The sequence below is a fragment of the Psychrobacter sp. LFX-11D genome, from assembly GCF_904846475.1.
Classification (GTDB): Bacteria; Pseudomonadota; Gammaproteobacteria; order Pseudomonadales; family Moraxellaceae; genus Psychrobacter; species Psychrobacter cryohalolentis.
In genome coordinates, this window is sequence record NZ_CAJHAV010000010.1 from 98378 (window position 1) to 120839 (window position 22462).

The 22462-nt window shown below is 41.7% G+C and carries 14 protein-coding genes and 1 pseudogene; 5 read left to right on the forward strand and 10 right to left on the reverse strand.

The features are described 5' to 3' along the window. Positions 1-14: 14 nt before the first annotated feature. Both truA and infA read left to right on the forward strand, forming a co-directional pair. Positions 15-857 carry a tRNA pseudouridine(38-40) synthase TruA gene (gene truA / locus JMX75_RS08955; RefSeq protein WP_201532063.1) on the forward strand — a complete coding sequence of 281 codons (843 nt, stop codon included), beginning with the start codon at positions 15-17 and terminating at the stop codon, positions 855-857. A 124-nt stretch (positions 858-981) separates the two neighbouring features. Then, the gene (gene infA / locus JMX75_RS08960; RefSeq protein WP_010199824.1) at positions 982-1203 is read left to right on the forward strand and encodes a translation initiation factor IF-1; all 222 of its coding nucleotides are present in this window, start codon (positions 982-984) and stop codon (positions 1201-1203) included. Positions 1204-1386: 183 nt separating this feature from the next. Here the strand turns inward: infA and JMX75_RS08965 are convergent, their stop codons facing one another. From JMX75_RS08965 to leuC, 5 genes are all read right to left on the reverse strand, one after another. Beyond that, positions 1387-2562, reverse strand: coding sequence for a L,D-transpeptidase family protein (locus JMX75_RS08965; RefSeq protein WP_201532064.1), 1176 nt, complete (start codon positions 2560-2562; stop codon positions 1387-1389). Positions 2563-3010: 448 nt separating this feature from the next. After that, positions 3011-4114, reverse strand: coding sequence for a 3-isopropylmalate dehydrogenase (leuB, locus tag JMX75_RS08970; RefSeq protein ID WP_201532065.1), 1104 nt, complete (start codon positions 4112-4114; stop codon positions 3011-3013). Between the two features lie 90 nt (positions 4115-4204). Continuing rightward, a complete protein-coding gene (locus tag JMX75_RS08975) occupies positions 4205-4951 on the reverse strand; it encodes a hypothetical protein (protein ID WP_201532066.1) in 747 nt (248 codons plus the stop codon). 174 nt (positions 4952-5125) lie between these two features. After that, positions 5126-5776 (reverse strand): 3-isopropylmalate dehydratase small subunit, encoded by a 651-nt coding sequence (leuD, locus tag JMX75_RS08980; protein ID WP_133104508.1) that lies wholly within the window; start codon positions 5774-5776, stop codon positions 5126-5128. A gap of 47 nt (positions 5777-5823) precedes the next feature. Next, positions 5824-7242: a 3-isopropylmalate dehydratase large subunit gene (gene leuC, locus JMX75_RS08985; RefSeq protein WP_020443717.1), complete on the reverse strand. Its 1419-nt coding sequence runs from the start codon at positions 7240-7242 to the stop codon at positions 5824-5826. 321 nt (positions 7243-7563) lie between these two features. Here leuC and JMX75_RS08990 point away from each other — a divergent pair, with 321 nt between their 5' ends. Continuing rightward, positions 7564-8436, forward strand: a complete 873-nt coding sequence (locus tag JMX75_RS08990) for a LysR family transcriptional regulator (RefSeq protein WP_020443718.1) — start codon at positions 7564-7566, stop codon at positions 8434-8436. A 537-nt stretch (positions 8437-8973) separates the two neighbouring features. Then, positions 8974-10473 carry a sodium/proline symporter PutP gene (putP, locus tag JMX75_RS08995; RefSeq protein ID WP_011513904.1) on the forward strand — a complete coding sequence of 500 codons (1500 nt, stop codon included), beginning with the start codon at positions 8974-8976 and terminating at the stop codon, positions 10471-10473. Between the two features lie 88 nt (positions 10474-10561). Here the strand turns inward: putP and JMX75_RS09000 are convergent, their stop codons facing one another. The 5 genes from JMX75_RS09000 to JMX75_RS09020 form a co-directional block, all read right to left on the reverse strand. Then, the gene (locus JMX75_RS09000) at positions 10562-12106 is read right to left on the reverse strand and encodes a porin family protein (RefSeq protein WP_201532067.1); all 1545 of its coding nucleotides are present in this window, start codon (positions 12104-12106) and stop codon (positions 10562-10564) included. A gap of 126 nt (positions 12107-12232) precedes the next feature. Next, entirely contained in the window at positions 12233-13846 is a 1614-nt protein-coding gene (locus JMX75_RS09005; RefSeq protein ID WP_201532068.1) for a transferrin-binding protein-like solute binding protein, read from the reverse strand. Positions 13847-13895: 49 nt separating this feature from the next. Continuing rightward, positions 13896-16175 (reverse strand): transferrin-binding protein-like solute binding protein, encoded by a 2280-nt coding sequence (locus tag JMX75_RS09010; RefSeq protein ID WP_201532069.1) that lies wholly within the window; start codon positions 16173-16175, stop codon positions 13896-13898. A gap of 500 nt (positions 16176-16675) precedes the next feature. Further along, positions 16676-20296 carry a transferrin-binding protein-like solute binding protein gene (locus JMX75_RS09015; protein WP_201532070.1) on the reverse strand — a complete coding sequence of 1207 codons (3621 nt, stop codon included), beginning with the start codon at positions 20294-20296 and terminating at the stop codon, positions 16676-16678. Positions 20297-20526: 230 nt separating this feature from the next. Then, entirely contained in the window at positions 20527-21915 is a 1389-nt protein-coding gene (locus JMX75_RS09020) for an OmpP1/FadL family transporter (RefSeq protein ID WP_201532071.1), read from the reverse strand. A 460-nt stretch (positions 21916-22375) separates the two neighbouring features. Between JMX75_RS09020 and JMX75_RS09025 the strand changes: the two are divergent. After that, positions 22376-22462 (forward strand): annotated as a pseudogene (locus JMX75_RS09025) (IS1595 family transposase); the annotation flags it as partial.

The window sequence follows — 22462 nt, forward strand, 5'->3', positions numbered from 1 at the left end:
GTATAAGTTCCAAAATGACCATGTCCCTAACTGAAAACAACGAAGCAAAGCGCCCAACTTATACTTTAGCCATTGCTATTGAATTTTTGGGCACTCACTATCATGGTTGGCAACGCCAAAGAGAGGTACTTGGCGTACAAGAAGCGTTAGAGACCGCCATTAGTACTGTTGCCAATGAACCAGTAGAAGTGATTGCTGCAGGGCGCACAGACTCAAGTGTTCATGCTGGCAATATGATTGCCCATTTTGTTACTCATGCTTATCGACCCTCGCACAATTGGCTGCGTGGTGTAAATAGTCTTTTGCCTGATGATATCGCTTTACGCTGGGTTCAGCCGATGCCTGCTGACTTTCATGCGCGTTTTGCCGCAATTGCTCGTCGTTATCGTTACATTACTCTCAATCAAACTCAGCGACCTGCCATCCTCAACCATCAAGTGACACATATTCACGAGTCGCTTGACCTAAAAGCCATGCAGCTTGCAGCATCTGATATCGTTGGTACACATGATTTTAGTAGCTACCGTGCTGCCGCTTGTCAATCTAATCAGCCCGTGCGCCATATTAGCCATGCCAATCTTTTTACTCATGGTCAGTTTATCGTCTTCGATATTCAAGCTGATGGATTTTTGCACCATATGGTGCGAAACCTGATGGGTACGTTATATGCGATCGGCAGACACGATTTAGAACCGGCTGACTTCTTAAATATTTTGGCTGAAAAAGATCGGACAATAGCACCACCAACTGCTTCAGGTGATGGCTTATATTTCATTAATGCCTATTATCCTGAGCATTTTCAAACCTTACTGCCCGATGCGCCGCTCACACCTATTTGGCTCAACCTTCCCGATTAAATCAATAGGATCTGGCATACATATCACTTACAGGCTGTCAAGTAAAAATCAGGTTCCGTATTGCTTTAATCTGCTAACTTACGTATAATATGGGCTTATTTTAAATTGATTGATGATACAAATTATGGCAAAAGACGAGATTATTGAATTTGAAGGCGAAGTCATTGACACCCTTCCAAATACTTTGTTTAAAGTTCGTTTAGAAAACGGACACGAAATTATTGCGCACATCTCAGGTAAGATGCGTAAGCATTACATCCGAATTTTGACTGGTGATAAAGTTAAGGTTGAGATGACACCTTATGATTTGTCTAAAGGTCGCATTACTTATCGTGGTAAAAACTAAATTCTTATCTACTAAGATAGTTATAAGAGCATATGTATAATGCTTGAGTGGTTTAACTGATAATAATAATGATACTGCTAACCTACTCATTATTGCCTATCATATTTTAGTAAGTTAATATGGTTTTTACCATAAAAAATACCGCTAGATATCAGCGGTATTTTTTTGTCTATAATTTAGCCGTTATTTAAATTCAACAGTTGCACCACTTTGTATCACGCCAAGTAATGCAAGCGCATCCCAATTGGTTAGACGTATACACCCCGCTGATGCCTGACGACTAATACGAGCAGGATCGGGCGAACCATGAATCCCATAAGACGGCTTACTGAGTCCAATCCATACCGAACCTACAGGGTTGTTAGGACCGGGTGGCAAAATAGACTTGCTACCGTTCTCTGCTGTATAAGTATAATTAGGCTCGTGTACCTTAACTGCAACTGTATGCGTACCTGTTGGTGATGGCGTCGCTGTACTTCCTACTGTGGTTGGATAGCTAGCAACCAAGATACCTTTATCATCATATGCATACAATGTTTCGGTAGTCTTATCAGCAACCACTCGACTAACAGGTTTGATATTAGGATTGCCTGGATTGTAGACAGTAATTGTTTCGCCTACTGCAAATTTAGCATTAGGATTGAGCGCCTTAAGATAATTTTCACTGATATGAAACTTTTCCGCCAAACCTTCAATGACAGTTTCATAGTACATCCCTTCAAGCTTGGCTTTGGCTTCTGCCCCTGCTGGAATAACCGTGGTTTTTATATTGATATCTGCATCAGTGAGCTGATAGTTGACCAATACCGGTTGTGCCATAAGCTTATCATTCTTGGTTAATGCCTGCCACGTCTCAGTATTTAATGTATCGGTCACTGCCAACCCATTTGCCATCTGAAAAGCCTGCATCGCCTTACGAGAGTTCTTTCCCCAATAGCCATCAACTGCACCAACACCGTTTTGATGCCAGTTTAATAGAGCTTGCAGCTTAGTAGTAGTATCACGGTTTCTCTTCATACCTTGTTTCCAAGTAGCACTATTTACCTTTTGCGCCTCCATTGGTAGATTTTCAGTGGTATATTTTATGGTCGGTAAAAACTTATTCAACGATACTGCTGTCTTACTTTTACCAGCAACTTTTTGACTTACGCCATTGGTTACTGGACTGACATCGTTATTATTACTAGTTACTTGATTTGTATTATTGGACTCTGTGCTCTTAGTGGCAGTACCTTTTGCACTTCCTTCGACCGTGTCATTTTTGACATCGCTCGTTACTGCAATACTTTGCCCCATAAATAAAATGGTCGATAGACCAAGCGCTGCGATTGCCGTGCTGATTTTGGTCAATTGATACATGTATTACTCCAATTTGTTAAGTTATATTTTTTATTACAAACAACTTATAAGTAATTATAAAATTATTACCATTAATGCCCAATTAGGATTATATAATTAGTTCAACATACCATATGTCCATGTCAAAAATCCTGTGACTAGTATAGGACTGATTTTACAATGTGGATTGAGCCAGTAGATATTGATTTATCTAAACCAGTTATAGATAAGCTATGGTGACATATTCCCATGTGAGCATATAACAGCATTGTGTTAATAAGCGCATTAGACTGCAGTATCTGTGTTAAAACAAACGCTTTTATGCAGCTTTCTGTTTAAAGACGTTAACCTTAGCGAACGCTTATCTTCTCTAAAAGCGAGCAATAAAAAAACCCATAACTTGCTTAGCAAATTATGGGTTCATTATTACAAATTTTCAAAAATTCAGATTAGGATAAAGTAATCTCTATTAAACCAATTTTGCCAATACGGCTTGTCCCATTTGCTGACAACCGACTTGTATAAGTCCAGCTTCGCTGCGATCCAAGATATCGACCGTACGTAAGCCATCATCAAGCACATTACTGACCGCTTGTTCAATCGCTTGCGCTGCTGCTTCTTGTTTAAAAGTATAACGTAACATCATAGCGACCGATAAAATGGTCGCTAGTGGATTGGCTATATCTTGTCCTGCGATATCAGGCGCTGAACCATGACAAGGCTCATACATGCCTTTGCCCGCTTCATCAAGGCTGGCTGATGGCAGCATGCCAATAGAACCCGTCAGCATCGCTGCTTCATCAGATAAGATATCACCAAACAGATTGCCAGTGACCATAACATCGAATTGTTTGGGGTCTTTAATCAGCTGCATGCAAGCATTGTCAGCATACATATGAGATAACGCCACATCGCTATATTCTGATTGCTGTAGTTCGATCATGGTCTGTTTCCAAAGCTCAGTAACTTCCAATACATTGGCTTTGTCGATAGAGCAGACTTTGGCAGCGGTTCCTGCTGCTTGCGCGCGTATTTGCGCCAATTCAAAAGCAACTTTGCCGATACGATTGATTTCGCTAGTGCTATACACCATGGTGTTATAGCCTTGCTGCTCACCATTTTCTAGTGTACGAATACCGCGCGGCTCACCAAAATAAATACCACCAGTCAGTTCACGCACGATAAGCAAGTCTAGACCTGAAATAATCTCAGGTTTAATGCTTGAAGCATTCACAAGCTGCGGATAAAGTTTGGCTACACGCAGATTGGCAAACAAACCAAGCTCACTACGGATTTTTAGCAAACCGCGCTCAGGACGTTTACTACGTTCGATACCATCCCACTTAGGACCACCAACTGCACCTAATAACACTGCATCTGCTGCGCGTGCACGTTGTAGCGTCTCTTCTGGCAAGGGTTCACCTGTTGCATCAACTGCCACACCGCCGATCAATCCAGACTCAAGGGTCAAACCTAACGCAAACTTATCATTGACAGCGTTCAGCACATCAATGGCCTGAGTCATGATTTCAGGGCCAATACCATCGCCCGCTAATGTTAAAATCGTTGCCATACTGGTCCTTGAGGTTGAGTAAATTTATATTTCTATGACTTATTTTATACTTGCTTTTGTTTGTAGCTAATAACGACAGGCTTTTAATAATTATACTTTGGCTTTTACCTTTACTTTTGATGGCACTGATGCCGCCTTAACGATACTGGCTTCTACAAACTCTCCTTGATGCTCAGTGCCAATCTGCTTGCAAAAGCGGCGCTGCACGGTATTGCCTTGATAAAGCTCAACACATAAAGGCTCTGGCGATGCTGTATCTAACAAGCTACCGGAGCTCTGGCCAGACTTTTTTTGATAAGCACGCAGCTGATAAGTGCCGGGGCCAGCAAAGTCATGAATCATAGCAAAACGCTCGACATAACCTAGATTATTTTCTGGATAAAAATTAACGTGCACTTCACGTTTAGCGGGTTTGACCCGAGCATAATAGTTAATAAGATTTGGCATAGCAGACGCTGATAATGGCACAATCTTAATGGCATTATTATGAATAAGCGGCGTCATATCCATCGTCATAGCAGCTTGAGAATGCTTACTTCCTGTACGAGTTTTATTGTTTTGGCTCACAGCATTCATCGCAACCACCATGGTGGCATTCACAGGTTTATGATTTTCAGGCGATATCACCATCGTGCGATCTATCTTTACAATCTCACAGTGGTAGGTGCCGACACAGGCAATATTTACCTCGCCAGCAATGGGCTTAATAGTACCCGTCCATACCTTTGCGCTTTCTGCTTTATCTATCTGTTGATAGCCTGTCAATGCCTGACAACCAGATAATAAGGTTATGGCAATAGCTGTACTTGTCCATACCGCAAAACGTATTTTATTCATAATGGTGGCTACTATTTATCAGATGGAAATATATAATATAAGAATAGATTACCGTTCATTTTAGCCACTTAGTCGCCATAACTCAACGCTGTATTAGCGCTAAGCTCGTTTTTATGGCGATTCATATTCGTTATTAATCGTTTGCCATTAGCGGTTTTATTTCATGCTTAAACACTAGGCTCTGACTTCATTAAATATCCAAGGCGTTTTTTGCATCATTTTTTGCTCGTATTCTTTAATAGCATCGCTTTGCTGCAACGTCAGTCCAATATCATCAAGACCATTTAATAGGCAATGCTTACGGAAGTCATCGACTTCAAACGCATACTCTTCGCCAGTTGGGGTGATGACCACCTGACGCTCAAGATCTGCAGTCAATTCATAGCCTTCGTTGGCAAACGTGGCTTTCATTAAGGTATCAACGATTTCTTCATCCAATACAATCGGTAGCATGCCATTTTTAAAACAGTTGTTATAAAAAATATCGGCAAAGCTTGGTGCGATGACTGTACGAAAGCCATACTCTGAAAGCGCCCAAGGCGCGTGTTCACGGCTAGAGCCACAGCCAAAGTTACGGCGCGCCAGTAAGATACTAGCGCCTTGATATCGTGGTTTATTTAAAATAAAGTCAGGATTAATAACACGTGTGCTATTGTCTTGACCCGGATAGCCTTCATCCAGATAACGCCAATCATCAAATAAATTGACGCCGAAACCGGTACGCTTAATAGACTTCAAAAACTGTTTTGCGATAATCTGGTCGGTATCAACGTTTGCGCGATCAAGTGGGCAAACGATACCTGTTTGGGTGTTATAAGCTTGCATAGTATTTCCTATCAATATTGTGCTTATTATTAAATGACGCGTAATAACTAAAAAGTTCGCACATCCACAAAATGACCCGCCAATGCCGCTGCCGCAGCCATTGCTGGACTGACCAAATGCGTACGACCACCATTGCCTTGTCGACCTTCAAAGTTACGATTGGATGTCGAAGCACAATGCTCTTGTGGTTCAAGCTTATCAGCATTCATCGCAAGGCACATCGAGCAGCCAGGCTCACGCCATTCAAAGCCTGCATCCGTAAACAAAGCATCTAGGCCTTCTGCTTCTGCTTGTAATTTAACTTGTCCAGAGCCCGCAACGACGATGGCTTCTTTGATAGTATCAGCCACTTTACGACCTTTGATCACGGCTGCGGCATCACGCAAATCTTCGATACGTGAGTTGGTACAAGAGCCAATAAAGATACGGTCCAGCTGAATATCGGTAATTTTTTGACCCGCCTCCAAACCCATATAGGTATAAGCACGCAACCATCCTTCTTCTTGTGCTTCATCAATCGCTTGATCAGGCGTTGGCACTGACTGTGTGATATCAACCACCATCTCAGGCGAGGTACCCCAAGATACTTGCGGTGCAATTTGGCTACCATCAATCTCAATCACGCTATCAAACACAGCGTCATCATCTGAGTAAAAAGTACGCCAGTAAGCTTCTGCTTGCTGCCATTGTGACTCGTTCGGCGCATATGGACGACCTTTAACATAGTCAATCGTCGTATCATCGACTGCAACCATACCCACGCGTGCGCCCGCTTCAATCGCCATATTACAGACGGTCATACGACCTTCCATGCTCATGTCTTCAAATACTTGACCAGCAAATTCAATCGCATGCCCTGTTCCGCCAGCAGTACCGATTTTTGCAATGATAGCAAGCACCACATCTTTTGAGGTTACGCCAGCGCCAAGCTCACCCGTGACGCGGATTTGCATATTCTTTGATTTCTTTTGAATCAAACACTGGGTTGCCAATACGTGCTCAACCTCAGAGGTACCGATACCATGTGCTAAGCAGCCAAGTGCTCCGTGCGTGGCAGTATGCGAGTCGCCGCAAACAACTGTCATACCAGGTAATACCAAGCCTTGCTCAGGACCGACGACATGCAAGATCCCTTGACGAGCATCATTAATCGTAAACTCAGCGATATCAAATTTGCTGCAGTTTTCATCTAAGGTCAGTACTTGTAAGCGCGAGACCTTATCCTTGATACCTGCTACACCTTCTGAGCGCTCTTTGGTGACTGTCGGCACATTATGGTCAGGGCTTGCAATATTAGCCGACAGACGCCACGGTGCTCTATTAGCCAATTCCAAACCCTCAAATGCTTGCGGACTTGTTACTTCATGTAGCAAATGGCGGTCGATATAAATCAGGCTCGAACCATCATCACGCTTGGTGACTTCGTGAGCATTCCAAAGTTTGTCATATAACGTTTGACCGGCCATATTGCTATCCTTTTTAGTGGCTAATGACTTTATTCTCATTTACTAAAACCCTAGTACTAGGACCATAGTATGCTAGGTTTTTATCTGTTACTTACTAATGGTTGCGATAATTGATGCCTAAAATAAGATTTATGGCGCAGATTATCAAGTAAATACAATAAATATGTCTAAAATACGTTTCGATGTCTTGTGATTATAGCAGGCTAATCCTATAATAATAATTGATGATTCTTTCATAGTTGCAAACTTTTATTTCTAATACATTATGATTGGGTCAGCCAACTTTTATTTATAGCTCGTTATGTAGCTAAGGACATCGGTGTGAATACCACAAATTTGACGACATTCGTGACTGTGATGAATACAGGTAGTATTTCGGGTGCAGCAGAAAAGCTTTTCATTACTCAGCCTGCGGTCAGTAAACGCATCAAAAACTTAGAAGATGAGTTTAATATCACGTTATTTGATACGGTGGGTCGCGGTATTGTCCCAACTCAAGCAGCCAGTGAGATGTTACCTCATGCCAAACGATGGCTTGAAGACTACGAAAACTTTAAAATCAATCTGCAGCACTCTAAGCATATTGTATCCGGCAAACTTGTCATTGGTACTAGCCATCATATAGGCTTACACCATCTCGCCCCTGTTCTTAAGCATTTTATCCAAGCCTATCCTGCCGTACAGCTAGAGGTACATTTCGTCGATTCAGAAACCGCACATAAAGCGGTACTTGATGGTGACTTATCTCTAGCCTTTTTGACCCTGCCACCCGTCTATGACAAGCGTTTAACCTATCATACCCTATGGTCAGACCCACTTTACTTTATGACTGGTACCTTATCACCTTTGGCCAGTAAATCTAATGTGACACTAGAGCAATTGGCACGTTACCCTGCTATCTTGCCATCTGCCAATACCTTTACCAGTCAAATTACCTTGGCTGAATTTGCCAAACATAATCTAAAGCCTTATGCCACCATGAGCACCAACCCACTTGAATCTATTCGGATGCTAGTGTCTGTAGGACTTGGTTGGTCAGTATTGCCGCAAACGATGATTAGCCAAGACTTAGAGCGTATTGATATGGCAGATAATATCGAATTACAGCGTCATTTAGGCGTGGTAATCAACCCAAAACTGACCCAATCAAACAGTGTAACTGCGCTATTAGATTTGCTAGCACCCATTGAATAATGGTGCTATTAAATAACAGGTCATTCAATAAAAACTCCTAGTCTGGTGTGGTTGGATAGCTAAGATAAAATAACTTTCTAAAATATTACTTGCTGAAAGATACTGAGTTAGCATTTATGACGCTCATACGTTATAATGCCTCTGACGTTTTTTATAACATAATTTTACCCAACTGGCACTGATAATCATATATTGAACATCTCTAGTAATATATGATAGTAAACAGTAGGTTTAATGGTTTTAAATGATTGGTTATATAAGCGATTAATATTTGGCAAGTGGTAAAGAGATGATGGCATTTAACGTAGCAACACAGAAGTATATTTGCCCTTTTCTATACAACATTGTTTGATAAGTATTGGTCCTAAAACAGCATCAATCATATAAAACTAACAGAAGATATTGAATAAAAGCCATTATGTCCTACTTAATGGCTTTTTTTGTCTTTAGATATTGTTTCTAAACATCGTCTTGCAAGACTTAATTTTTCTCGTTAAAAATAATGACAGCCAACAACGTTGGTTAAGGACTATTTATATGAACGGAGTTTCTAGTGGCGTGCTGATATCACTTGGCGCCTATTTCTTAGTGATGATCGGGATTGGGGTTTATGCTTATTTTAAGCAAGCCAATGATACCGAAGGCTATATGCTTGGTGGTCGTAGTCTCGGTCCTGCGGTAACCGCTTTATCCGCTGGCGCATCAGACATGTCCGGTTGGCTATTACTTGGTTTACCGGGTTATATGTATGCCGATGGCGTCGTGAGTATTTGGATTGCCCTCGGTTTGACATTGGGTGCATTTTTAAACTATATCATCGTGGCACCGCGCTTACGTGTTTACACTGAGATTGCAGATAATGCCATCACATTACCTGACTATTTTGCAAATCGATTCGAAGATAAGTCGCATATGCTGCGTGTTATCTCAGCAGTTGTAATTATTTTATTCTTTACTGTTTATACAGCAGCTAGCTTAGTTGGTGGTGGTAAACTGTTTGAAAGCTCACTCAACTTATCTTATACCACAGGTTTGTGGGTGACTGCTGGTGTGGTTGTCGCCTATACTCTATTCGGCGGCTTTTTAGCAGTGTCAATGACTGACTTTGTACAGGGCATTATCATGCTATTTGCTATGGTTATCGTACCTGTTGTAGCCTTTACTGATCTTGGCGGAATTTCAGCCACAACTGAGGCGGTCAGGAACATTGATCCAAGCTTACTTAATGTCACCAGTGGTATGACGATCCTTGGTATTGTCTCGTTAATGGCTTGGGGTTTAGGGTACTTTGGTCAGCCGCATATTATTGTACGCTTTATGGCTATTCGCTCAGTCAAAGATATACCAACGGCACGTAACATTGGTATGAGCTGGATGATTGTGAGTCTAATCGGTGCATTGATGACTGGTTTTGCAGGTCGTGCTTACGTACAAAAAACAGCAATGACTTTAGATGATCCTGAAACTATCTTCTTAGTATTCACCCAGTTCTTATTCACGCCATTAGTTTCAGGCTTCTTGTTAGCCGCTATTTTAGCCGCGATCATGAGTACGATCTCATCACAGCTATTGGTCGTATCAAGCTCACTAACCAAAGATGTGTACAAGCTGTTTTTTGATAGAGATGCACCAGAAGCCCGCCAAGTAATGGTCGGTCGTCTTTCAGTTATCGTGGTCGCCGTCGTTGCTATTTTGCTGGCTTCTAATCCTGAAAGCTCTGTATTAAGTTTGGTCTCTAACGCTTGGGCAGGATTTGGTGCGGCATTTGGACCGTTGGTTATTTTCAGTCTTATCTGGCGCGGTATGAACCGAAACGGTGCGGTTGCTGGTATGGTCGTTGGTGCATTAACTGTCATCTTATGGATCTATGGTCCTTTCCAGATGAATGGTATGGCACTAAATAGCTGGTTATACGCTATCGTTCCAGGCTTTATCTTAAGTACCATTGCCATCTTTGCTGTAAGTATTATGACAGGTGGTCCAAAAGCCTCAGTCTCAGCGAAGTTTAAAGAAATGGAAATGAACTTAGATCAATAAGCACTTTTTAATTACTGCTGTTAAATTAGAAAACCTCGCTATCGTGGCGAGGTTTTTTTTATGAGGATAACCTATCAAATCGGTAGCCCTAAAAAGTTTTGGTTAATAATACCGTCGCTGATTTTTCATCACGATCATCATAATAAGCAAAGTTACTTGAGGTTGTTTCATAATCAAATACCAACCGCGGCGTCAGTCCCCATAAGGTAAAATCACGTTTCCATACTTGCAACCCTAAGGAAGCCGTTTTGTCTTCTCGTTTCGAGCCTGATTCACCACCAACCGCATCATAGTAACCTTTCAAGGCGCCACCTGCTAATCCCTCTGCAGGATCATCATATTTTTTAATACCATAACCCGCTGTCGTCAGCGTTGAGAGACCTTTTTTCCATTCACGACCCCAACCGCCGTTAATTGAGTTACGATCATAACTAATGATGCTAGATTGCGGTACATCATTTCTATAGTTGCCTAAACCTCCATAAAAATATTCTTTGGCATCTTTAATATAAAAAGCATTTAACCCAAGGAATCGCCCATCTGTTTCACGATTTACATTGCTATCATCTTCAAAAGTTTCGTTAGAAAAAATAGTCGTGGCAGATAGCTTAAGCTTTGGTTTGACCCAGCGTGAGCCACTAATCGTTACCCCTTTACGTAGACTATAAGGTTCTTCATCATAATAGCGCTTGGTGATAAACGGCGTGAGCGAAACATCATTTTTGGCATCATCGTAGCCGACACCAGTAGAGGCAGTCAGCAGATAGTCATTATAGTCAGTTTCGTCCCAATAACCTTTTAAGGAGGCATTACCACCTACAGTGGCGTAGAAATTGTTGGGCAGATTGAAGCGTTTATTGGCACTACCAGAGACCTGAATCCCGTTAGCTGATTGTTGCTCAACAGACTTACCTAACTGAGATTGGATAGTCTTCGACGGTGCATCGTTAATATTGTTATCTCTTACGTAGCTTGCAGAGGCATTAAACTGCCATTTTTCTGAACTCTGGATTTGAGACAATGAATTTTTAACTCGAGCCATAATAGGTATAGGAAGATCTACCGACTGCAGCTTTAAAAACTGTTCTTTAGCAGCTGCATATTGCTTATCGGCTTGCATGGCAATAGCCATATTTAGACGTACAGGATGAAAGTCTGGGTCTGCTGCTAGCATTTCGCGATAAATGGCTATCGCTTGTCTGTTCTTAGCTTCACTTCGATATACCAGTGCATCAGCAAACTTGATCAGCATCGGATCATTACTTTTTAGAGTTTTATAGTGCGGTAATAATGCTTTGACGGTTTCCATATCTTGAGCGGCAAGCGCTGTATTTAAAAATTGGCTAAACTTTACCGGATCTGCCATCAGTGTGGCTAAATTATAAGCGCTTGCCGTTGCCAACTGCTGACGACTTCTGATTGCATCTTGCGCTTCTGCATCTGATATGGCGGTAGAGGGAGCGGTAGGGTCTGATACAGAAGTTTGGTTCTGTCTTTTGACAAGCTCGGCTGCTTGGTCAAGCTCAGGTTCTACTATTGAAGTACTTGTATCTGCTATAGCTGGTAGAGACACCGCTATCATTGATAACAAAATCGACATGGTGAGCGGTTTACGCATATATTGATTATTCATAGGTATCCTTACCATATTACATTTGTTTAGTCTTAAAGCTTATCCATCGTAAATGACTTTAAAAACTTAATCGAGCAAAAAAGCGCCCTAGGACGCTTTCTTTTTGTTTTATACAGTCATATTAACTTATTGCTTTTCAGCGCCAAATGTTCCTTGGAACTTGGTTCCAGTACCAGCTATCGTTCCCTTACCACCTTGTACTGATGCATCCTGATAGATACCACCTAAAAACTTAGCACCTTCTCCATAGAACCCACCAGCGGTATCGATACCACCTGCATTACCAGCAAAAGTATTGCCTGTGATAGTGGCGTCAATTTTTATTTCACTGCCAGCAGGCATGTATTTATAACCCGTACCTTTAAATGACAACGTGCCATCTACTGAACCATTAACAAAATCAACATTGAAAGCGGAAGTGCCATTAACTGGAGCAGTAGAGGCATTATCTGCTAGATGGATATTTTCAATATAAGTGGCCACCCCATTATATTGCGCCTTGCCATCATTAATATTCTTTAGAATATCCATACCCGCTTGAGAAGTTAAATAGCCTTGTACATAAACGTTGGCTGCTCGTGAGACCTCCCCAGCCAATGAGTCAAAATTACCATACACATGCCCTACTTGCATTTGGTTGTCAAAGTTTTTGTAGACCGCATTATATTTAAAAGTTGGATTAGAGCCACCTTTACCTGCATCTACTGTTACTGACCCATTATTGGTGAGAGATACTGATATAGGTGTTAATACACTTTCTGGCTTAACCATATCGCCGCGGACAACTCCAGTATTAAAATTGGTAAAGTTATCGCCCTCACGGTTATCGATAGGAACAATGCTACCGTCTTTATTCTCTGTCTGCTTAAAATCAGACTTATCATCACGAATCTGCACATAACCAATTGCATTATCCAATTTGCCTAGACCAAAAGGTAGAGTCTTCTCTTTACTACTTAATGCAGTTGACTGGAAACCTGTCATTTTAGATTCTGTAGGATCTGGAACCACTTCTACCGTTGGATCTAACTTAGTAGCGCCATAAGTTCCTTTAATATAATTAGTACCTGGGATTTCTCTTTCATAGACGCCACCTAGTAAACCCGCACCTTTACCATAGAAACCGCCAACGGTATTAACAGCTGCACCTTTTTTACTAGCAAATGTATTGTTAGAGATATCTGCAGCAATATCTACTTGTTTATCAGCAAAGTTTAGCTCACCTTTCACTGATTTAGCGACGAAGTCGACGTCAAACTTAGAAGTACCGTCGACTGCGATTTTCCCGCCTTCTACATAGGTAGCCACCCCTTTATAGTTGGCTTTACCTTCATGGATATTGGCTAACTTGTCCATGTCACTAAGGTTGGTAGCATTACCTTGTACATAGGTGGTAGATAAGTTTTTATTGTATGCTGAAGCAATTGTACCGCTTTTGATATCACCAAATACATGACCAATCTGCATCTGATCATCAAAGTTTTTATATACCGAAGAGTAATTAAAATTTCTTTTATGGACCGTATTACTTAAACGTCCTTCAAACGATATATCATTTTTATATTCTTTAAAACCATTATTACTCGTACCATAAGTCTTATCAGTAGCACCACCATCAGTGCCTTTTAGCATTATATCGATTGGTTTTAAAGAAGCTCTGCCATCTAACTCATTAGCATAAACTTTGAGTTTGTTATAACTATTAGAGTTGTTATCGAATATTCTGTCATCAGAATCCAAAGAGGTACTTTGTACGCCTGATACTCTCGAATCTGGAGCTGTAAACTTGTTAGCAGCTTCTAGCTTCTGCAGCCTTTGCTCTAGCTATGGCTTCATCTCTTGCGCGCTCCGCACTAGCTTTAGCAACAATTGCTTCATTTTTAGCAATTTCCGACTCTGCTTTAGCAGCTTCCGCTACATGTTTAGCCGTCTCTGCTGCTTTCTGTGCTTGTAAGGCTTTTTCTTTTGCTTCTTTTTCCACCTTAGCATCACCGACAGCTTTATCAGCAGCAGCCTGGGCTTTTAAAGCGGCATCTTCAGCAGCAGCTTGGGCAGCTTGTGCGGCGACTCTTGCAGCGTCTGCCATTGATGCCGCTTGTTGTGCAGCAGCTTCAGCGGCTTCGGCTCTTGCTAATGCTGCTGCCAACTGATCTGTACCATTACCCGCATTGGCTAACGCCTCTTCTGCTCTTTGCAATGCAGCTTGCGCTTTGGCAGCATCCGCTTTTGCTTTATCAGCCGCCGCTTGGGCAGCAGCCGCTTGAACTTGGATAGCAGCAATGGCGGCATTGGCTTTATCAGCCGCTGCTTGAGCTTCGGCAGCCGCTTGCTGTGCAGCGGTTTGTTTGTCACTCTTGGCACCATAAGTACCTTGAGCGCCGTTACCTTCATAGACACCGCCTAGATACTGCGCGTCACCACCAAAGAATCCACCTTCGGTTGCATAGCCTGCATTGCTGGCAGCCGTGCCTGAGAATTGATTGCCGTTGATGCCAGCAGTTAAACCAATTTTACCGGCATTAGCAAAGGTAAGATCACCTTTGACATTCTTGGCGACAAAGTCTGCTGTGAAGACCGATTTACCAAACTCTATGTCTTGACCTAAACCGAGTTTGCGATAGGTCGCATCCCCTGTGTATCCAACCTTACCTTCGGTTGGCATATTAGCGGCTTGAGTGGCATTACCTATTGTGGCAATCCCATTGACTGGCAACTGTATTGTACCAACCGCTGCTGCACCGTCGATGTGACCAATGCGCATGTCATCGCCAAAATCCTTATAGGTTGAGGTGTAGGTCAGCGGTAAAACACCAAGCGCAGTTGTGGTAATACCAGTACTATCATCATGTGATTTAAAACCGCCTTGTAAGTTAGTATCATCTGCACCAGAAGTAGTGATATTGACTATTGGCAATAAACCACCTGATGCAATATCTGCTCGAGCTTCAACACTATTAACAGTGGCTTCAAAGTCACGGCTGTTAGCTTTAAAGGCATCAGGTAGACCAGCAGGTGTTGGGTCAATATTCAGTGATTGAACGCCGCTTTTCTTCGATTCAGGGGCGTTCTTAATGGTAGCTGCTTTTAGAGCGTCTTTTGCTTCTTGTGCCGCTTTGTTTGCGGCGGCTATTTGGGCCGCGACAGCAGAAGCAGCTTCAGCTTGGGCTTGTTGGGCAGCTATTATTTGGGCATTAGCGGCATCAAGGGCTACTTTGCGACGATCCACTTCTGCTTGTAAGGCGGCGCTATTACCACTACCTGAAGCTAGGGCATCTGCTAAGGCTTGTTCTGCGTCCGCCAATGCTTTTGCGGCGGCTGCAAGCTCCCCTTTGGCTTTGTCTGCTTCAGCTTGTGCTGCTGCCGCTTTTTGCTTTTCAAGTACAGCTTGTGCTTGGGCAGCCATTGCTTGATTATTTGCTGACGTGGCTTGTTGTTTGGCTTCTTCTTTAGCAGCGATCTCTGCATTAAGTGACTCTTGTACTTCTTTGGACTTAGTTTCTGCTGCTAGAACACGGGCATCAGCTGCTTGAACCTTATCCTCAGCATTTTTTACTTTTGCTACTGCTGCTGCTGCTGCTTTTTTAGCAGCGTCTACTTCTACTGCAGATGCTTTTGCGGCTGCTTCAATTTTTGCGACTGCTTCTATTCTAGCTGCTTCAGCAGCGGATTTCGCTTGAATTGCTTCTACATTTGCAGTGTCTATAGCAGCTTTAGCAGCGGCAGCAGCTTCTTTCGATTCTTTACCAAACTTTTCTTCTGCAGTTTTAAGCGCATCTGTGGCCGCTTTGGTTTTAGATTCAGCAACTTTAAGCGCTTCTTCTGCTATCTTAGTTTTTGCTTCTGCAGCTTTAATGGCTTTTTCAGACTCGCTAATAGCACCACTTCCTCCGCCATTACCCCCATCACCAGGCAAAACCGGTGTTGGATTTGGAGAAGTTGCGTTATCACCACCACTACTGGCACACGAGGATAATATAATCGCGCTTAAAATAACCACACTGGCTTTTAAAGGAGTATTTAATTTCTTTGCTGATGATGCCATCAAGACTGGGTGGTGATTAGGTAACATTTATCTTCCTCCATGAAGATCTTAAGTTTAGTTGATGCATTAGATAACAAACATAAGTTTATTAACATGCATAGATAAACAAATTACCTGTAAAAAGTCAATTATAATAAATGAAATAATGTCTATTAAAATATCTGGTTACAAATTAATGTCATATTTTGAATATATGCTGTAATTATGATATAAATCGTATCAATACGATTGATAAAACCATTTATTTCAACAATATATATGAGTATTTTTGATTAAATATCTATGAAAATATTTCCGATAAAAGTGATGTATATTTATCTTCTCTCATAAAATACGATTCTTATAAATAAACTATAGTTTATAAAAATAATTATAATCCTTTTAAATAGATTCAAAATTTAATAGACCATTTTTTTGTCTATAAATTACTTAATATTAATCTGCTGCTCACTTCATTCAATTTGAAGAAAGATAAAGCTAAAAAAGGCACCCTAAGGTGCCTTTTTTAGCTTTATCTTTAAATTATTTTATTGCTTCTCAGCGCCAAATGTACCTTGGAACGTTGTTCCTGTGCCGTTAGTCGTGCCTGAACCACCTGGTTGTAATGCTTCTTGATATATGCCACCCAAGAACTTAGCATCCTCACCATAGAATCCGCCTGAGGTCTGAACTTTGCTAGCGCTGGTTCCAGCAAATGAATTACCAGAAATAGCAGCGCTGATATCAATGCTCTTATCGATGCTATCAAATGCTAGGTTACCTGTTAATGTGTCATTAACAAAGTCAACATCGAAGTTAGAAACGCCGTCTACCTTTACTGTGCGATGAGCAGCATTAAAATGTAGGTTATCTACATAAGTTGCATTACCCGCATATTTAAATAGGCCATCATTAACACCCGTATCTTTGTTAAACTGAGCCAAATCTTTCATGTAATTCATGTCTGCAGCAGCAGTTAGTTTGCCCTGTACATAAACACTAGAAACTCGAGCGGCTTTGCCAAAGGGAGAGTTAGCATCGCCCGTTACATGGCCTATTTGCATTACTTCATCGAAATTTTTATAAACCGATTGATAAGGTAGCGTTAAGGAGAGTTTAAAAGGCTTAAGAACATTTACGTTAGTTGAACCACTGTATACCTTAAAGTCTTTTGTGTTACTGGCGTAAACACTATCACCAGCGCTGGCTATTGTCGCCGTAACGCTTTTTTCAACCGTGTCAGGCTTAGTTAAATCAGCACGTGCAGTCAACTTATCAAAAGCAGTAAAATTATCACCATCCCCAGTGTTAACAAAAGTGTCACTTCTGTCAGTAGCCCCTTTGCTATCCTTATCATTCCAGAATGATCTAAAACCAATAGCGTCAGCGTTAGATAAGGTGAAACTTTGCACGCCTGTCATATTGCTATCGACGGGGTTATTTTCATTCACTGGCGGCGCAGGTGGGGTTACTATAACTTCGTTGCCTTTAATTGCCCCATAGGTACCTTGAGCGCCATTACCTTCATAAATACCACCCAGGTTTTTAGCAGCATCGCCGTAGAACCCACCTTCGGTATTGTAGCCACCGTTGACAGCTGCCGTACCTGAGAATTTATTACCAGTAATGTCAGCTTTTAAATTAATGTCCCCTGCAGTAACAAATGATAAAGTACCATCTATTTTACCTCCGACAAAATCAGCTTTGAATGCAGATGTACCGTATTCAATAGCATTACCAATACCGTTTTTGCGGTTGGTTGCATCACCAGCGTAGTTGAATACTCCTTCGGTTGGCACCGCTGTTGTGGCATTACCTACAACTATAACGCCATCTACAGGTAGTGGACCCATGCCCAAGCCAGTAGCATCTGCTGTACCATTAATATGACTGACACGCATATCACTGCCAAAGTCTTTATAGACTGAGGTGTACGTTAATGGAATGCTTGCGCTACCTAGTTCTGGGCTAGTGACAATCGTCGTTGAATCATCGACATTACTCTTATAACCATTATCGAGCGTAATATCATTATTACCAGATATATTAACCAGAACTTTTGGCAATTTACCCTCTGATGCTAAATCAGCTCGAGCTTCGAGAGAGCCGTCAGCATTAACTACAAAGTCACGCTCTGTAGTAACGAAAGCATTGCCAATATTCAGCGATTGGACACCACTCTGCACTTTAGGTGTTAACTTGTCTAACTGATCCTGTAACTCTTTAGCTTTTTGTTCAGCTGCTGCTTGTGCTGCTGCCGCGGCGGCGGCTCTATCCTGTGCAGCTTTGGCATCTGCTTCCGCCTTATCTTGAGCCACTTTAGCTGCTGTAGCCTTTTCTTGAGCTACTCTAGCCTCTTCTTTCGCAGCTGCTATATCTTTCGCAGCTGCCGATTCTGCTGCTGCAATCTTAGCAGCGGCATCTTTTTCAGCGACGGCTGTTTCTGCTTTAGCAGCGGCTGCAGCGCTTTGAGCGGCAGCCGTTTCTGCCTGAGCGGCTGTCACTTTATCTTGTGCCGCTTTAACTTCTTCTTTCGCTTTATTTGCTGCTTCTTGAATGGCAATTGCTGCATCAGCTTTAGCTTTTTCTGCCGCTGCTTCCGCCGCTGCTGCTCTATCTAAGGCTTCTTGAAGTGCTTGATCATCGCCACTATTACCTGCATTGTCAGCCGCTTGTTGAGCTTTCTCTGCTTCAGCTTTTGCCTTTGCCGCATCAGCTTGGGCCTTGGTTGCCGCAGCTTGGGCGGCTGCCGCTTGTACTTGAGCAGCCGCTAGAGCTTGTGCCTTAGCATCTGCCGTCGCCTTAGCATCTACAGCAGCTTTTTCTGCAGCCGTTTGCTTGTCACTCTTCGCACCATAAGTACCTTGAGCACCATTGCCTTCATAGACACCACCTAGGTACTGAGCATCACCACCAAAGAAACCGCCATCAGTATTATAGCCACCCTGACTACCTGAGAATTTATTACCCGCAATGGTCGCTTCTAAGCCAACTTTTTTATCATTGAAGGTTAAATCACCTTTTAGGTTTTTAGCTACAAAGTCGGCGGTAAAGACTGAAGTGCCAAACTCAATATTGCTATCTACACCTAATTTGCGATACGTGGCATCACCGCTATATTTGACACTACCTTCTGTTGGCACATTTTCAGCTTTAGTAGCATTACCAACTATCGCCACACCATTGACAGGTAATGGACCGGCAACGCCATCAATATGAGCAATTCTTAGTTCATCACCAAAGTCTTTATAAGTTGAGGTATAAACCAGATCAACCTCACCTATTGATGCAGTTTTAACTTTGGTAGTATTCTCAAATGATTTAAAGCCGTTAGAGCCTGCTATTTGAACATCGTTATCACCACTGACTTTTAGCACGACAGGATCAGAAACCAAGCCTCCTGAAGCGGTATCTGCTCGCGCATCTACTTGGGTTGCATCTGTGATTTTAAAATCGCGTGTGGTTGTAGTCAGTTTTCCTTGACTCAATATGCTAGCATCAATACTAATATGCTGAACACCTGATTTTTTAGTTTCAGCGGCATTCTTTATCTCTGCAGCGACCGCTGCATTTAGTGCGGCAGTCTGTGCGGCAGCTGCAGCAGTTGCTTCGACTTGGGCTTTTTCTTGTGCAGCTACAGCAGCAGCTTGAACTGAATCAGCAGCAATTTGAGCTTGCTGTGCTAACTGAGCTTTACGAGCGGCTTCTTTTTGTAAAGCCTCTGAACCACCCCCATTTGCCAAAGCATCTTCTAAAGCTTTTTGGGCGTCTTCTTTTGCCTTAATAGCCTCAGCCTTTGCTATTTCAGCAGCGGCAGCAGCAGCTTCTGCATTTTCTTTTGCCTTAATAGCTGCTTGCGCTTTTTCTTCGGCAGCTTTTTCAGCGGCGGCTATCTTTGCAGCAGCTTCTGCTTTGGCTTTCTCAGCTTCTTCCTTTGCTTTTTTGGCTTCAGCTTTAGCTTTCTCAGCTTCTGCTTTAGCTTTTTCTACTTCTTTATCGGTTGCGCCTGGTAATGGGCTAAAAATATCTTCTAACTTATAAGAAGGATCATCTGTCGTATTACACGCTGCTAGTATCATAGTCGTCAGCAACACAACACTGGCTTTGAGCGGGGTTTTAAACTTTTTAGCGGTTGATACCGCTGAGATTGAATGACGGTTAGGTGACATTATTCTTCCTCCATGGATGATTGATAGACATTCCGTTGTCTATTAATTACTGACTCAATAATTGATATAAATTAAATTGATAAACAATTAATAGCGATTAATAAGACCTGATACATATTTTCATAAAAAAGGCATTAAGTATTTGCATCTATAATCACTCAATACCTTATCTATAGTGATACTACGCTGAGCATCCGTATTACTGAAAAGCATGTGACCTTTATGTTTGACTACAAGCTCTGATAAGAAAGTTTGACGCCAGCTATGTAGCCATCGTTATCTTCTGCTTTACTCACGATACTGCCGTTAGGTAATTCTCCCGTCGCATCGCCAAATTTTAGATACTTTCCACCAACTGACACTGCCCACTCTGGTGTAACGTTATACTTCACACCACCACCAAAGCTGTAATAACCTTCAATCGTACCTAGTGAGCTGACAGGATTACCTGCACCAGAGTCATATCCTACAACCACTGAACCTGCCAATTTCTCGTTAAAGCGTTTGGCTAAGCCAACATCGACTTTCCACTGGTCTTTGTCATACGAAAGTAACGGTAAACCATTGGGATCAGCGGCTTTAGAATAAGCATTATAAAGAGGCGGTACGATAGTAAAATCACTCCAAGGCACCCAACGTACATCCAATGTTCCTAGTAATTGATACTTCTCACTCAAGCCAGTTTGAATGTTTAGGTTGACTGATTCAGGGGTGGTAACAGTAGCTTCCGTAGTAGCATATTCGCTAATGGATTGACCCAATGCAGAGTTTGGATCTATTCCAAGTTTACCTAATGCTATGTTTCTTAGCGGTGACCCTAGCAATGGCACTCTCTCAGCTATTGATGTTTTATGCTCTATTTCTGAACGATAAGTCAAAGCTGCATTTAGAGCGATCTCAGGTTTACTGTAAGCAACACCCGCGACCCAACCATAATCCGTATCCGTATTTACGTTTGCATCGTAGCCTGTTAATGGACCATAAGCTTGACCTCGCAGATGTACATCAGCTTTTGCTTTTTGTAGTACAGGACCACCATATACTTGGAAACCATTAGACTTATAGCCTAATAAACCTGTCCAAGACTCTGTATGTACACTAACCTTGGTATTTTTATTGTAATTAGGATCTAGTACAGAAGAGTTAATGATTTCGTTTGGAACAGAAGTACCTGTAGAGGAATCAGCTATTGTTGGTTTCCCAGCTTTAGACACAAAGGTATTATCGCCAGAGTATTCTACTTCAGCACCGAACGGCTCATCATAAAATACACCAACACTAATATTTTCATTGACATCAGTTTTTACGCCATAGCGCATAAAAGTATATGTATCAGGAGTGGCATTGCCAGTAGATACACCTTTTTCGTAAGCGGCTTCTGTTGAAGTAATACCGTTACGAATCTCAGTAGTAGGTGAAGTTCGAATAGCACCTGCATTATCATACGCTGTAACTTTAGTATCGATATAAGCAAAATCAACTTCAGCATATGTACCAGGGTTAAAGAAACCCTTGATTTCTTGACCTGAACGATCAAGTCCAGCAGCATTACCTATGCTAGCCACAGAAAGAGCAGTGATGGCTAACGTAAGTGTTTTTAAATGAAAGGTGGTACGCATTTTTTATCTCCAAACATCCCTGTTGTTTTACCTTTTGATCAATTAGACTGTGATGACTCATTATTAAACCTACAAAAGTCCAATCATCTGTTCGGTATCCTGAAATCATACTAATATCTTTTATACATGAAATCAACAACAAAAGTACGCTATTATACTAATGTGACTGTATAGTACAAATATCATTTAATTATATTTCAAGGGATTAGTGTCAGATTCTTGTAAAAAATAGCGGCAATCGTGAAGGATAATCGAGGCTTTACACTGTAAAAATTATTGAAAGCAATAAAAATAATTTTTACACGAAACAATTCCATAATTATATTAAATATCTGTTCTGAACAAACAATAGGCAATAAAAAAAGCGACCCTTAATGGATCGCTTTCTTATGTCTAACCTATTTGTCTATAATAATGTTTGGGGCTGTCCTAGATAAGTAAAATAATCTAGGATAGCCATATGAGAAAGAGTAGATTAGGTTGGTACAAACAAACCAGACTCATTAAACTATTTGTTGCTGGTTCTACCGCAAGAACAGCAGCAAGC

Coding starts and splice junctions, on each gene's coding strand:
- JMX75_RS08965 (WP_201532064.1), bottom strand. CDS start 2,562: ATGTATCAATTGACCAAAATCAGCACGGCAATCGCAGCGCTTGGTCTA.
- JMX75_RS09000 (WP_201532067.1), bottom strand. CDS start 12,106: ATGAATAATCAATATATGCGTAAACCGCTCACCATGTCGATTTTGTTA.
- leuC (WP_020443717.1), bottom strand. CDS start 7,242: ATGGCCGGTCAAACGTTATATGACAAACTTTGGAATGCTCACGAAGTC.
- JMX75_RS09010 (WP_201532069.1), bottom strand. CDS start 16,175: ATGTTACCTAATCACCACCCAGTCTTGATGGCATCATCAGCAAAGAAA.
- JMX75_RS08975 (WP_201532066.1), bottom strand. CDS start 4,951: ATGAATAAAATACGTTTTGCGGTATGGACAAGTACAGCTATTGCCATA.
- truA (WP_201532063.1), top strand. CDS start 15: ATGACCATGTCCCTAACTGAAAACAACGAAGCAAAGCGCCCAACTTAT.
- infA (WP_010199824.1), top strand. CDS start 982: ATGGCAAAAGACGAGATTATTGAATTTGAAGGCGAAGTCATTGACACC.
- JMX75_RS09020 (WP_201532071.1), bottom strand. CDS start 21,915: ATGCGTACCACCTTTCATTTAAAAACACTTACGTTAGCCATCACTGCT.
- leuD (WP_133104508.1), bottom strand. CDS start 5,776: ATGCAAGCTTATAACACCCAAACAGGTATCGTTTGCCCACTTGATCGC.
- leuB (WP_201532065.1), bottom strand. CDS start 4,114: ATGGCAACGATTTTAACATTAGCGGGCGATGGTATTGGCCCTGAAATC.
- JMX75_RS09015 (WP_201532070.1), bottom strand. CDS start 20,296: ATGTCACCTAACCGTCATTCAATCTCAGCGGTATCAACCGCTAAAAAG.
- putP (WP_011513904.1), top strand. CDS start 8,974: ATGAACGGAGTTTCTAGTGGCGTGCTGATATCACTTGGCGCCTATTTC.